The sequence below is a fragment of the Bradyrhizobium sp. CCBAU 45389 genome, from assembly GCF_028128625.1.
In the GTDB taxonomy this organism is placed as follows: domain Bacteria; phylum Pseudomonadota; class Alphaproteobacteria; order Rhizobiales; family Xanthobacteraceae; genus Bradyrhizobium; species Bradyrhizobium liaoningense_B.
In genome coordinates this window covers 68,754-82,500 of record NZ_LBIY01000086.1, presented here as the reverse complement: position 1 = coordinate 82,500, position 13,747 = coordinate 68,754, and the positions used below count along the sequence as shown (strand labels likewise).

The following is a 13,747-nucleotide window of genomic DNA, read 5'->3' as shown; positions in this document are numbered from 1 at the left end:
TGTGTACAAGGCCCGGGAACGTATTCACCGTGGCGTGCTGATCCACGATTACTAGCGATTCCAACTTCATGGGCTCGAGTTGCAGAGCCCAATCCGAACTGAGACGGCTTTTTGAGATTTGCTAGGGGTTACCCCTTCGCATCCCATTGTCACCGCCATTGTAGCACGTGTGTAGCCCAGCCCGTAAGGGCCATGAGGACTTGACGTCATCCCCACCTTCCTCGCGGCTTATCACCGGCAGTCTCCTTAGAGTGCTCAACTAAATGGTAGCAACTAAGGACGGGGGTTGCGCTCGTTGCGGGACTTAACCCAACATCTCACGACACGAGCTGACGACAGCCATGCAGCACCTGTGTTCCAGGCTCCGAAGAGAGGGTCACATCTCTGCGACCGGTCCTGGACATGTCAAGGGCTGGTAAGGTTCTGCGCGTTGCGTCGAATTAAACCACATGCTCCACCGCTTGTGCGGGCCCCCGTCAATTCCTTTGAGTTTTAATCTTGCGACCGTACTCCCCAGGCGGAATGCTTAAAGCGTTAGCTGCGCCACTAGTGAGTAAACCCACTAACGGCTGGCATTCATCGTTTACGGCGTGGACTACCAGGGTATCTAATCCTGTTTGCTCCCCACGCTTTCGTGCCTCAGCGTCAGTATCGGGCCAGTGAGCCGCCTTCGCCACTGGTGTTCTTGCGAATATCTACGAATTTCACCTCTACACTCGCAGTTCCACTCACCTCTCCCGAACTCAAGATCTTCAGTATCAAAGGCAGTTCTGGAGTTGAGCTCCAGGATTTCACCCCTGACTTAAAGACCCGCCTACGCACCCTTTACGCCCAGTGATTCCGAGCAACGCTAGCCCCCTTCGTATTACCGCGGCTGCTGGCACGAAGTTAGCCGGGGCTTATTCTTGCGGTACCGTCATTATCTTCCCGCACAAAAGAGCTTTACAACCCTAGGGCCTTCATCACTCACGCGGCATGGCTGGATCAGGGTTGCCCCCATTGTCCAATATTCCCCACTGCTGCCTCCCGTAGGAGTTTGGGCCGTGTCTCAGTCCCAATGTGGCTGATCATCCTCTCAGACCAGCTACTGATCGTCGCCTTGGTGAGCCATTACCTCACCAACTAGCTAATCAGACGCGGGCCGATCTTTCGGCGATAAATCTTTCCCCGTAAGGGCTTATCCGGTATTAGCACAAGTTTCCCTGTGTTGTTCCGAACCAAAAGGTACGTTCCCACGCGTTACTCACCCGTCTGCCGCTGACGTATTGCTACGCCCGCTCGACTTGCATGTGTTAAGCCTGCCGCCAGCGTTCGCTCTGAGCCAGGATCAAACTCTCAAGTTGGACTTGAACTTTGAACCGGCTGATCACAACGTTTGACGAGGTCCCACCATTTTTCATCGACCGAAGTCGACGAGCTGCCTGCGATTCACATCGCTGGCAACGATGGTGTTTCCTTTAAAACGTGTACCGCCGAAGTCTTTCGTCCGGTCTCGATCAGAAAAGCCGAAGCTTTTCAGAAGCGAGACCCGCAAGGACTCCGCCGTCCACGTTTCTCTTTCTTCATCTTCACTTGTCAAACAGCCCGGAACCGGAGAGGTCCCAACCTTCCTGAGAGGAAGGGTTCCGACACCCTTACCGACGATGGATGAACTCCAACCGACTGGTGTCGGCTGTTGTGTTCACTCAACAAGGTGAGGAGCATCAGTGGCGCGTTCGCTCGCCTTGGTCAGTGACCCGGCGGCGCCGCGCTCAGTGGTTGGGGTTATAGGCCCCACCTTCCGGGCTGTCAACGCCAATCGTCAACAAATCGTCGCACAGTGGATCAGCGAAAAAATTCCCACGATTCCAGTCGGTTAGAGGGGCGCCGGACGCGCCAAACGAGCCGGCCCGGCAAAAAATCTGAAAAAAAGTTTGGCCCCTGGCGGGCTCCGGAGGGGCTCCGGAAGCGGTCCTGAGCGCCCTTCCCGGGCGGTCCCCGGCGCCCGCCCGTTCAGGAAACTTTTTCCATATTAGGCGCCGTACTTGAGCCACAATCCCGCGGCGTTCTGATAAGAGACAAGCTTGAATCGCGGGATGCCAGTGGGGGCTGCCGGCGATTTTGGTGAGGTCGGAGGAAGGCGATCAGACGATGAAGCAGCCTTCTTCGGACATTCGAGAGACATCGAGAGATCTTTTTCCGCTTAGCTGTTCGTAATTTCGGCCGGCCCATTATCGGGGCCTTCTGACTGCGGACGCCTGTGCGGCTTGCCCATTCCTGCGATGCCCCTCGAAGAGGGCGGTCAGGAAGGGGCTCGAAACCGGGCTCTTGGAATTGGGCTCTTGGAATTGAGCTCGTGGAATTGGGCTCTTGGGTCGTTGATTGGGGGACTTGGGTTGAACCACAGGACGTCACGCGGCGCTTATGGGCGTGAGACCGGGATCATCGATCTCGGCCACGAGCCGCCGCTGTCCGTCGATGGTTCGGAGGCCGCCGTCATCGACCGCCGTCGCGTCTCGGTACAATGGTTCAGCGGGACAATTCTGACCGGACTTTGCGGCGCGGCCCTGATCGGCGGCGCCGTTTTCGCGTCGCTCGACGGCGAGATGACCTTCGCCAAGGTTCCGGAACGGGTCGAGGGTGCGCTGCGTGGCGCGTTCGGCGCAGCCGATCGCGCCGCCACGCTGCACAAGAGCGACCGCCTGCCGCCGCCCAGCGAATCCACGGCCTCGCGCAACATCATGCGCGTCTCGACGGTCGCCCGCGTCGGCAACCGCGACGTGATGCGGGTGCGCCCCTTCGTCCGGATCGCCGGCAATCTGTCGATGACGACGAGCGATCTGTCGGCGAAGATTCCGCCGTTCAACGCCCAGCGTCTCCTCACCGACGTCGGCTCCGATCCGAAGACGGCATCGGACGATCCGAACAATCCGGAAGCCGTCGAGCCCGACGCCGAGGTCTCTTTCGTGACCAAGGACCTGTCGCCGGTGCTGCCGAAAGCCAAGATTTCCGCGGTGGTGGCGCTCGACGACATCCTGATGCGGGTGCGCGACGCCGCCAACTGGCGCGGCAATGGCGGGGTGCGCTACGCTTCGCTCGCCAATGCCGCCGCCGACGTGTCCGGCGCGACCGGCCCCTCCGACATCAAGATGGCCTACGCCACCGAGGTGTCGCCGTCCGATCCCTATGCCGGCTTCGAGACCCGCGTGGTGCCGGAAAACGTCACGCTGCTGCCGAAGACCAAGGAACAGATTACCGGCGGCAATCCCAACGGCGAACGCGTCCATCTGGTCAAGAAGGGCGACAGCGTCGGCTCCGTGCTGCGCGATCTCGGCGCCACCGCGGACGAGATCAAGGCGATCACCGCAACCCTCGGCCCCCGGGGGCGCGACGGCGGCCTGAAGGAAGGCGAAAAACTCCGCATCCTGATGGCGCCCGCAAGCCCCGGCGCCCGCCTCCAGCCCTATCGCGTCGTGGTTGCAAACGACACCATGGTGGAAGCGATCGCGGCGCTGTCCGATCTCGGCAAATACGTCGCGGTCGACGTCTCCAGCATGAACACCGTCGCGGACGCTGCGGCCAACGCCAACAGCGACGACGATGACGACGATGACGGCACTGGCGTCCGGCTCTACCAGAGCATCTACGAGACCGCGATGCGCAACAAGGTGCCGATGCCGGTCATCGAGGACATGATCAAGATCTATTCCTACGACGTCGATTTCCAGCGCAAGGTGCAGCCGGGCGATTCCTTCGACGTCTTCTACGCCGGCGAAGAAGAGGGCGTGACGTCGAGCGAAAAGAACGACGTGCTGTTCGCCTCGCTCACCGTCGGCGGCGAGACCAAGAAATACTACCGTTACCAGAGCCCCGACGACGGCGTCGTCGACTACTACGACGAGACCGGCAAGAGCGCGAAGAAGTTCCTGGTCAGGAAACCCGTCAACAACGCCATCATGCGCTCCGGCTTCGGCGGCCGCCGCCACCCCATCCTCGGTTTCGTGAAGATGCACACCGGCGTCGACTGGGCCACCGCCTACGGCACGCCGATCTTCGCCTCCGGCAACGGCGTGATCGAAAAGGCCGGCCCCGAAGGCGGCTACGGCAAGTACATCCGCATCAAGCACGCCAACGGCTACGAGACCGCCTACGGCCACATGTCGGCGTTCGCCAAGGGCATGGAGCTCGGCAAGAAGGTGCGGCAGGGCCAGGTGATCGGCTTCGTCGGCTCGAGCGGCATGTCGACCGGCCCGCACGTCCATTACGAAATCCTGGTCAACGGCCGTTTCGTCGACCCGATGCGCGTGAAACTGCCGCGTGGCCGTTCACTGGAAGGCCCGATGCTCGCCGGCTTCGAGAAAGAGCGCGACCGCCTCGACGCCATGATGAGCGGCCGGGGTGCTGCCATCGCCCGCATGTCGGACGCAACCGGCGGGCCGTTGCAGGTCACCAACCGCTAAGTCGGCCACCGGCCGACGGCGACCAAACATCCTTCAAGCACGATCGAACTGAAAAACGTTGCGAGGCGGGCCGCTTCACGGCGCTTACAATTTCAAGTTTCGTTTGCCAAAGCCGCAGGACGGGCGAATACTTTCCAAAAAATGGGAGGTCTCGCCATGAAGAACAGGCTCGCCTGCGCAGCCCTGATTGCCGCCGTTTTCTCCGTCACGAGCGCATCCGCCGCGGAAAACTGGGAGGTGACCAGGCTCGTTCCGGGCTCGGCGTTCCATGGCGTGCACGGGCTCGGGATCGACAAGGCCGGCCATTTGTTTGCCGGCAGCGTCGCGGGCGCGATGCTCTACGAGGTCGACATCGCCAGCGGTACCGCCAAGGTTGCAATCCCCTCACCGGTCGGAATGGCCGACGACATCGCGTTCGCGCCCGACGGCACCATGGCCTGGACCGGTTTCCTGGCCGGCGATCTCTATTCGCGCAAAGGCGACGGACCGATCAAGAAGCTCGCCTCCGGGCTCCCAGGCATCAACTCGCTCGCCTTCCGCAAGGACGGCAGGCTCTACGCCACGACCGTTTTCCTCGGCGACACGCTCTACGAGATCGACGTCGAAGGCGTCAAACCGCCCCGCCAGATCATGGAGAAGATGGGCGGCCTCAACGGCTTCGAGTTCGGCCCGGACGACAAGCTCTATGGTCCGCTCTGGTTCAAGGGACAGGTCGCCAAGGTCGACGTCGACAAGGCCGAGCTGACCGTCGTCGCCGACGGCTTCAAGGTGCCGGCCGCCGTGAACTTCGATTCCAAGGGCAATGTCTTTGTGGTCGATACCGCGCTCGGCCAGCTCGTGCGGGTCGATCCCAAATCAGGCGCCAAGACCGTGGTCGCGCAGCTGAAGCCGTCGCTGGACAACCTTGCCATCGACGACAAGGACCGCATCTACGTCTCCAACATGGCCGACAACGGCATCCAGGAGGTCGATCCGGCGACCGGCCAGGCCAGGCAGATCATCATCGGCAAGCTCGCCCTGCCCGGCGGCATCGGCGTCACCTCGGAGAATGGCAGGGACACGATCCACGTCGCCGACGTGTTCGCCTATCGCACGGTGGACGGGGTGACCGGCGAGGTCACCGAGAAGGCGCGCATGCATGCCGCCGACGTCACGCTCGAATATCCGATGAGCGCGACGGCGAAGGGCAACGACGTGGTCCTGTCGAGCTGGTTCACCGGCACGGTGCAGGTGATCGACGGCAAGACCGGCGCAACGCGCGACATGCTGCACGGCTTCAAGGCGCCGCACGACGCCATCGTGCTCGCGGACGGCAGCATCCTGGTGGCCGAGCTCGGCACCAAGTCGCTGGTCCGCGTCAGCGGCGAGCATGGCAAGGATCGCACCACGCTGATTGGCGACCTCGAGGGCCCGGTCGGACTCGTCGGCGGAACGCGTGGCGAGGTCTACGTCACCGAAGCCTTTGCCGGCACCGTCTCCAGGATCGAAAGCAATGGTGAAAAGACCGTGCTCGCCAAGGAGCTGAAAATGCCCGAAGGTCTCGCACGCGGCAGCGACGGCAAGCTGATCGTGGCGGAAGTCGGCGCCAAACGGCTGATCGAGATCGCGCCGGAGACCGGCACAGTGACCGAGATCGCGGCCAATCTCCCGATCGGCCTGACGGGCGCGCCCGGCGGCCTGCCGACTCACATTCCGACCGGCGTGGCGGTCGGCGCGACGGGCGTCGTCTACTTCTCCTCCGACATCGAGAACGCGATCTACAAGGCGGTGAAGAAGTAGCGTCCGCCGGCGGAGTCCTGCTGACCTGGAACCGGCCCCGCCGGTTCCCCGTTATACACCAATGGGAAGCCGACCAGCAGGAGGATCGCCCCATGACGCGCCTCTCACGCGACGATGTCATCAAGACCGTGGACCGGGCCGACGACGTCACCATTGCCGAGATCATCGGGACCGGCGCGACCGTCGAGGAACTCGCCGAGGCCCAGGCCTGGCTCGCCAATGACGAGCCGATGATCAACGATTTGCGTCCGCTGGCGCAGGGACGGGTGCGCGAGCTCGTCGACATCCTGTCCGAGCTTGAAGAGGACGACGACGAGGTTGGACCGGCCGAGCCCGGCTCCGCGTCCGCAATCGGCTAGGACGTCAACGAGCCGCAAAACAATCCGCCCCGGAGAGATCATCTCTCCGAGGCGGTTTGTCGTTTCAGGCAACGAATGGCGCTCAGTTCAGCTTCCGCTTCGGCACCGGCGCCTCGAACTGGGCGATCTCCGCGGTCTGCGGCGCCTTGCCGTTGAAGGTCAGCACGTTGCCTTCGGAGGAGATCGCGACCGTGTCGCCGTCCCTGACGTCGCCGCCGAGGATCATCTCGGCGAGCGGGTCCTGCAGGTAGCGCTGGATTACCCGCTTCAGCGGCCTTGCGCCGTAGGCAGGGTCCCAACCCTTGGCAGCGAGCCAGTCGCGGCCGGCGGCATCGAGGCTCAGCACGATCTTGCGATCGGTCAAAAGCTTCTGCAGCCGGGCGAACTGGATCTCGACGATGCGGCCCATCTCGCTCTTCTGCAAGCGGTGGAACAGGATGATCTCATCGACGCGGTTGAGGAATTCGGGGCGGAAATGCGCCCGCACCGTTCCCATCACCTGCTCGCGCACGGCGGCTGTGTCTTCGCCCTCCGGCTGGTTCACCAGGAATTCCGAACCGAGGTTCGAGGTCATGATGATCAGCGTGTTGCGGAAATCGACGGTACGGCCCTGGCCATCGGTCAGGCGGCCGTCGTCGAGCACCTGCAGCAGGACGTTGAAGACATCAGGATGTGCCTTCTCGATCTCGTCGAACAGCACGACCTGATAGGGCCGGCGCCGCACCGCTTCGGTGAGCGCGCCGCCCTCGTCATAACCGACATAACCCGGAGGCGCGCCGATCAGCCGCGAGACCGAGTGCTTCTCCATGTATTCGGACATGTCGAGGCGGACCATCGCAGTCTCATCGTTGAACAGGTACTCCGCGAGCGCCTTGGTCAGCTCGGTCTTGCCGACGCCGGTCGGCCCTAAGAACATGAACGAGCCGGTGGGGCGGTTCGGGTCCTGCAGGCCCGCGCGCGAGCGGCGCACGGCGGTTGCGACCGCACGCACGGCCTCGGCCTGGCCGACGACGCGGGTGCCGAGCTGCTCCTCCATCTTCAGGAGCTTCTCCTTCTCGCCCTCCAGCATCTTGTCGACCGGCACGCCGGTCCAGCGCGAGACCACCTGCGCGATGTGGTTGGCGGTCACCGCCTCCTCCATCACCTCACCGGAGCCTTCACGCGCCTCGATGTCGGCAAGCTGCTTCTCGAGCTGGGGAATCCGGCCATAGGCCAGCTCGCCCGCCTTCTGGAATTCGCCGCGCCGCTGCGCAGCGGCCAGATCGACGCGCAGGGCGTCGAGCTCCGACTTCAGCTTCTGGGCGTTGGAGAGCTTGTTCTTCTCCGCGCTCCAGCGCGCCGTCAGCGCCGCAGACTTCTCTTCGAGCTCGGCGAGCTCCTTCTGGAGTGCCTCGAGACGAGATTTCGAGCCGAGATCGCTTTCCTTCTTCAGCGCCTCCTGCTCGATCTTGAGCCGGATGATCTCACGGTCGAGCGAATCCAGCTCTTCCGGCTTGGAATCGACCTGCATCTTCAGCCGCGCCGCGGCCTCGTCCATGAGGTCGATCGCCTTGTCGGGCAGGAAGCGGTCGGTGATGTAGCGGTTGGACAGCGTCGTGGCGGCGACCAGCGCGGAATCGGTGATCCGCACGCCGTGGTGCTGCTCATACTTGTCCTTCAGGCCGCGCAGGATCGAGATGGTGTCCTCGACCGAGGGCTCGCTGACGAAGATCGGCTGGAAGCGCCGCGCCAGCGCCGCATCCTTCTCGACGTGCTTCTGGTACTCGTCGAGCGTGGTCGCGCCGATGCAGTGCAGCTCGCCGCGGGCGAGCGCGGGCTTGAGCAGGTTGGAGGCGTCCATCGCGCCGTCGCCCTTGCCGGCACCGATCAGCGTGTGCATCTCGTCGATGAACAGGATGAAGGTGCCTTCGCTGCCGGTCACCTCCTGGAGCACGGCCTTCAGCCGCTCCTCGAACTCGCCGCGGTATTTCGCTCCGGCAATCAGAGCGCCGAGGTCGAGCGACAGCAGCTTCTTGTCCTTGAGGCTCTCCGGCACATCGCCGTTGACGATGCGCAGCGCGAGCCCTTCCGCGATGGCGGTCTTGCCGACGCCGGGCTCGCCGATCAGGACGGGATTGTTCTTGGTCCGGCGCGACAGCACCTGGATGGTGCGGCGGATCTCCTCGTCGCGGCCGATGACCGGGTCGAGCTTGCCGTCGCGCGCAGCCTGGGTCAGGTCGCGGGCATATTTCTTCAGCGCGTCATAGGCGTTCTCGGCGGTCGCCGAGTCCGCGGTGCGGCCCTTGCGCAGCGCCTCGATTGCCGCATTGAGGTTTTGCGGAGTGACACCGCCCTTGCTCAGGATCGCGCCGGCCTCGCTGGTCTTCTCCAGCGTAAGGCCAAGCAGCAGCCGCTCGACGGTGACAAAGCTGTCGCCAGCCTTCTCGCCGGCCTTTTCGGCGGCATCGAAGGTGCGGGCAAGCTCGGGCGCCAGATAGATCTGGCCCGCACCGCCGCCGGAGACCTTCGGCACCTTGTTCAGGGCCTCCTCGGTCGCCTTCAGGATCGCACGGGAATTGCCGCCAGCGCGGTCGATCAAACCGGCCGCGAGCCCCTCATTGTCGTCCAGGAGGACCTTCAGCACGTGCAGGGTGGAAAACTGCTGGTGCCCCTCGCGCACCGCGAGCGACTGCGCGGACTGGATGAAGCCCCTGGAGCGTTCGGTATATTTGTCGATATTCATGTCTTTTCTTTCCCTCGGCCTGCCCCTGGGGCCCTCTAAGGCACCCCAAACGGCATCTTCATTGGGTTTCCAATTACCGCATTGACGTTTCTCAACCGGTAACGGTCGTCGTGGACCGGCGTGGCCGCCGGCCTGAGGCAGATGTGGGAAGCGGGTTGCGGATGCGAAAGAGGCGACTTCACAATTTCGTGCGCTGATCCGCCGGCTTGGCGGAGTTGCGTCGAATCCCCTAAGTAGCGACATGACAGCCAGCCAGACCGCCGAGATCACCGGCCTCTTCCGCTACCCGATCAAGGGCCTGACACCGGAGCCCCTCTCCCGCGCCCCCTTGCGGCGAGGGGAGACCCTGCCTGCCGACCGCCGCTACGCCATCGAGAACGGCCCGAGCGGGTTCGATCCCGAGGCGCCCGAATGGAAGCCGAAAATCCTGTTCCTGATGCTGGCGCGCAATGAGCGGCTGGCCTCGCTCGACAGTCGCTTCGAGGACGCGACCAACCGCCTGACCATCCGCAAGGACGGCCAGATCGTCGCCAGCGGCGATCTCGAGACCGCCGCCGGGCGCGCCGCCATCGAGAGCTATTTCACCGAGAACTTCCAGCCGGAGCTGAAGGGGCCGCCGAAGGTGCTCTCGGGCCGCGATCACAGCTTTTCCGACGTCGCCCGCAAGGTGGTGTCGATCATCAATCTCGACAGCGTCCGCGCCATCGAGGCCATGCTCGGCGGCACTGCCGTCCACCCGCTGCGCTTCCGCGGCAATCTTTACGTGAAAGGCTGGCCGGCCTGGTCCGAGTTCGACCTCGTCGGCCAGACGCTCGCGATCGGCGAGGCCCGGCTCAAGGTGGTCAAGCGCATCGTGCGCTGTCCGGCGACCAATGTGGACCCGGTGACGGCAAAGCGCGATCTCGAGATCCCGCCGACGCTCTCCCGCCATCTCGGCCATATGGACTGCGGCATCTATGCCGAGGTCATTGCCGATGGTGAGATCGGGGTGGGCGATGCGGTTGCGGTGGAGCAGCCCAAGCTGATGTGAGCGGCGCCTGCTACATAAGCGGCCGAAAAATCGGCTGGCCGTTTTTCAGCCGATCGAGGAAGTCCTGCGGATCGACGGACTCGCCGTTTCCAAAGCTCAGCCTGTGCAACGACGCATCGCGGTCATGCCGTGGCTCGATCGCCTCGGCCGCAGCCGCGGTGTATCCGATCGGCAGGCAATAGCCGTCGCCATATTCCATCTCCGCGCGGCCCCCGACCTCGGCCCAGATGTCGATGCCGTGATAAAAATAGGTCCGGAGATGTCCCGTCACCATGAGGGCCGAATCTTCGAACGAATTGACGATGATCTCGTCGGCCTCGAGGTTGCCGTCGATCATGACGCACTTGCCGTAAGCATTTGCAAATGCGCTGCAGGCAACGTTGCCCAGCACGATGAAACAGCCGCACTCCGCACCATCCTCTCCGAGATCGAGGAGGCCGTCCGCCGAGAGATCGCCGAGCACGAGCATGTTGACCGCCGAGGCCGGCAGCGCACCTGGCACGGACAGCGAGCCGTGATGCACGGCGCAGTCGCCTCCCGGCGCGAAAAACTCGTAACGCGCCAGCACGCGCCGAAACCTTGCCGAACCGCGTCCCTCCAGCAGTGCGTAGAACTCCGCCGCCGTCACCTTCGCGAATGCCATGATCCTCTGCCGCTCCGGGCCGAAGGTTCGGCCAGTGCTAGCTTCGTCGCACCGCAGCGGCAAAAGGTTCGTGGCGCAGCTGACAGCCTCGCACATGTGAGCACGAGGCTGTCAACCAGTGAACTTCGTAGGGTGGGTTAGCCGAAGGCGTAACCCACCACTGTCTATCTCCGCAGAAAGAGAAGAGGTGGGTTACGCCAGCGGACCGCGCTTCGCGCAACCGCTAGCTAACCCACCCTACGCACCTCGCCTCAGTTCGGCATCACATACGCATAGATCCGGCCGCGCGAGACCGGCGCTTCGCGGACGCGGTTGCCGTTGTTGCCGGAGATCATGATCGGATTGCCCTGCGCGTCGATGCCGGTGATGATGCCGACATGACCGCCGCGGCGACCGCGCGACATCACTGCGATGGCGCCGACCTGCGGGCCAGAGACGCGCGTGCCGTAATGCGCGAACGAGCTGGCCATGTCGGAGCCGGTGCCACGATGGCCGCTGTGCTCCAGCACCATGTTCATGAAGCGCGCGCACCACAGGCTGCCGCGCCCGGTCGGATTGCCACCGAGATAACGGCGTGCCTCGGACACGAGGCCCGAGCCGCCACCGAAGCCGCCGCTCGCAGCCATGCCGTTATTGCCCATGCCGCCGCTGTTGGCGTTCGGATCATAGCTGGCCTGGGTGTCGGCGAAGCCGCCCGCCTGCAACTGCGCCGCGCTGCGCTCGAAGCGCGAGCTGCGTGCATGATGGCGGGAGTGATGATGTCTGGCGTGGTGCACGTGAGTGTGCCGCTCTGCGCTATGACGATGATGCGGCCGTGCCGAGGCCGGAGAAACGAATGCGGCGACCGCCGCGAAGAAGACCGCCAGCGCGACAACACAACGCGACAGGCGGAACGCAAACAACTCAAACATTCTTCATCCTTCGTTGACACCCCTCTTTCCCGCCGGCCCGTGCGGTGGCCGACATCCGCCGGGGCGTAAAGCTTCCGGATGTGGCGAGAAAAAGACGCAACGTCGGCGAATAGCTGCGATGATTTTGCGCCGGTGCTGGTTTGAAGCTGCCGCATTGCAGACAACAGCATTAACTGCGATCCTGAAAAGGCGGCTTGAAGAGAGGGAAACAGTTAATGCCCCACGCCACGACATGGGATGACGTCCGCATCTATTTCGAAGAGGTGGGCCAGGGAACGCCGATTATTTTTCTGCACGAGTTCGCGGCCGACTACAGCAATTGGGAGCCGCAGATGCGCTACTTCTCGCGCGGCCACCGTTGCATCACCTATTCGGCGCGCGGCTACACCCCGTCGGACGTGCCTGATGGCGAGGTCTACACCTACACGCATTTCTACACCGATGCGCTCGCCGTGCTCGACCATCTCAAGATCGAGCGCGCGCATCTCGTAGGCCTCTCGATGGGCGCCTACTCCTCGCTGCAGATCGGCCTGAACGCGCCGCATCGCGCGCTGTCGATGACGCTGGCCGGCGTCGGCTCCGGTTCGGAGCTCGAAAATCTCGACGCCTGGCGCAAGCAGTGCCGCGCCAATGCCGAGCAGTTCGAGACGCTGGGCTCAGCCGAGGTCGCCAAGGTCACGCGCGAGGCGCCGAGCCGGATTCCCTTCCTGGTGAAGGATCCGCGCGGCCACGCCGATTTCTATGCCGCGCTGGCGCGGCACGATGCGAAGGGGTCGGCCAACACGATGCGCGGCTTCCAGGGCGGCCGTCCCTCGATCTACACGCTGACGGATGCGATCAGGAAGGCATCCACGCCCGCGCTGATCATCTGCGGCGACGAGGACGATCCTTGCGTCGGAGCCAGCCTGTTCCTGAAGAAGCATCTGCCGGCCGCAGGGCTCGCGATGTTTCCGAAATCGGGCCACGTGCTCAATCTCGAGGAGCCCGCGCTGTTCAACGCGAGCGTGGAGCGGTTCGTGACGCTGGTGGAAGCCGGCCGCTGGCCGGTGCGTGATCCCAGGTCGCTGGCGGCGCATTAGAGCGAAGGCGCCGCCAAACGCTCCGTCTCGTAGCCCGGATGGAGCGCTAGCGTAATCCGGGATTCTCGAGCGCGGTGCGACCTGCCCCGGATTGCGCTCCGCTCCATCCGGGCTACGGGAAACTACTTCCCCTCACCCCGGCTCAGCAGAAACACGCCCTGCTCGCCGAACATGTTCCACACCCACCAGGGCAGGTTCAGCGGGACCGGGCGGCCATAGAGATCGAGCGCCACCGAGCGCTCCATCTTGACGTTGATCGCGTCGCAGAGCTCGACGAAATCCTTGATGGTGCAGAAGTGGATATTGGCGGTGTCGTACCAGGTCGCGGGCAGGTTCTCCGTGCGCGGCATGTGGCCGCCGATCAGGAGCTGCAGTCGCATCTTCCAGAAGCCGAAATTCGGGAACGACACGATGGCGCGGCGGCCGATGCGCAGCAGATTCTCCAGCACGACCTTCGGCTGCCGCGTCGCCTGCAGCGTCTGCGACAGGATCACGTAGTCGAAGGCATCATCGGGATAGTTGACGAGGTCGGTGTCGGCGTCGCCCTGCACCACCGCGAGGCCCTTGGCGACGCAGCGGTTGACGCCCTCGCGCGACAGCTCGATGCCGCGGCCGTCGATGCCGCGGGCCTCGAGCAGCTGAAGCAGGTCGCCGTCGCCGCAGCCGACGTCGAGCACTTTCGAGCCCGGCTTGACCATCTCGGCCATCAGCAGATGGTCGGCGCGAGCCTGGCCGGACTGCCCGGCCGCAACGCCGCCCAGCGGCAGCACTTCCTGCACCGACAT

9 protein-coding genes and 1 rRNA gene (1 of these 10 running past the window's edge) are annotated in these 13,747 nt (G+C 63.8%); 5 read left to right on the top strand and 5 right to left on the bottom strand.

What is annotated here, in order from left to right; genetic code table 11:
• Positions 1-1,343: ribosomal RNA gene (locus tag XH79_RS16385) — 16S ribosomal RNA — on the bottom strand; it reaches 146 nt to the left of the window's first position.
• A gap of 1,032 nt (positions 1,344-2,375) precedes the next feature.
• Between XH79_RS16385 and XH79_RS16380 the strand changes: the two genes are divergently transcribed.
• From XH79_RS16380 to XH79_RS16370, 3 genes are all read left to right on the top strand, one after another.
• Positions 2,376-4,439, top strand: coding sequence for a M23 family metallopeptidase (locus XH79_RS16380; RefSeq protein WP_271582288.1), 2,064 nt, complete (start codon positions 2,376-2,378; stop codon positions 4,437-4,439).
• 156 nt (positions 4,440-4,595) lie between these two features.
• Positions 4,596-6,218: an SMP-30/gluconolactonase/LRE family protein gene (locus XH79_RS16375; protein ID WP_271582287.1), complete on the top strand. Its 1,623-nt coding sequence runs from the start codon at positions 4,596-4,598 to the stop codon at positions 6,216-6,218.
• 92 nt (positions 6,219-6,310) lie between these two features.
• Entirely contained in the window at positions 6,311-6,577 is a 267-nt protein-coding gene (locus XH79_RS16370; protein WP_271582286.1) for a hypothetical protein, read from the top strand.
• A gap of 82 nt (positions 6,578-6,659) precedes the next feature.
• Here XH79_RS16370 and clpB read toward each other — a convergent pair whose 3' ends face one another.
• Positions 6,660-9,299, bottom strand: a complete 2,640-nt coding sequence (gene clpB / locus XH79_RS16365) for an ATP-dependent chaperone ClpB (RefSeq protein ID WP_271582285.1) — start codon at positions 9,297-9,299, stop codon at positions 6,660-6,662.
• Positions 9,300-9,540: 241 nt separating this feature from the next.
• Between clpB and XH79_RS16360 the strand changes: the two genes are divergently transcribed.
• The gene (locus XH79_RS16360) at positions 9,541-10,329 is read left to right on the top strand and encodes an MOSC domain-containing protein (protein WP_271582284.1); all 789 of its coding nucleotides are present in this window, start codon (positions 9,541-9,543) and stop codon (positions 10,327-10,329) included.
• Positions 10,330-10,339: 10 nt separating this feature from the next.
• Here XH79_RS16360 and XH79_RS16355 read toward each other — a convergent pair whose 3' ends face one another.
• Together XH79_RS16355 and XH79_RS16350 are read right to left on the bottom strand one after the other, a co-directional pair.
• Positions 10,340-10,972, bottom strand: a complete 633-nt coding sequence (locus XH79_RS16355) for a hypothetical protein (protein WP_271582283.1) — start codon at positions 10,970-10,972, stop codon at positions 10,340-10,342.
• Between the two features lie 251 nt (positions 10,973-11,223).
• Positions 11,224-11,883 (bottom strand): TIGR02594 family protein, encoded by a 660-nt coding sequence (locus XH79_RS16350; RefSeq protein ID WP_271582282.1) that lies wholly within the window; start codon positions 11,881-11,883, stop codon positions 11,224-11,226.
• Between the two features lie 215 nt (positions 11,884-12,098).
• On the opposite strand from XH79_RS16350, the gene XH79_RS16345 reads away from it, so the two are divergent.
• Positions 12,099-12,962: an alpha/beta fold hydrolase gene (locus XH79_RS16345; protein WP_271582281.1), complete on the top strand. Its 864-nt coding sequence runs from the start codon at positions 12,099-12,101 to the stop codon at positions 12,960-12,962.
• A gap of 122 nt (positions 12,963-13,084) precedes the next feature.
• Here the strand turns inward: XH79_RS16345 and metW are convergent, their stop codons facing one another.
• On the bottom strand, positions 13,085-13,747 hold the full coding sequence (metW, locus tag XH79_RS16340) for a methionine biosynthesis protein MetW (protein WP_271582280.1): 663 nt from the start codon (positions 13,745-13,747) through the stop codon (positions 13,085-13,087).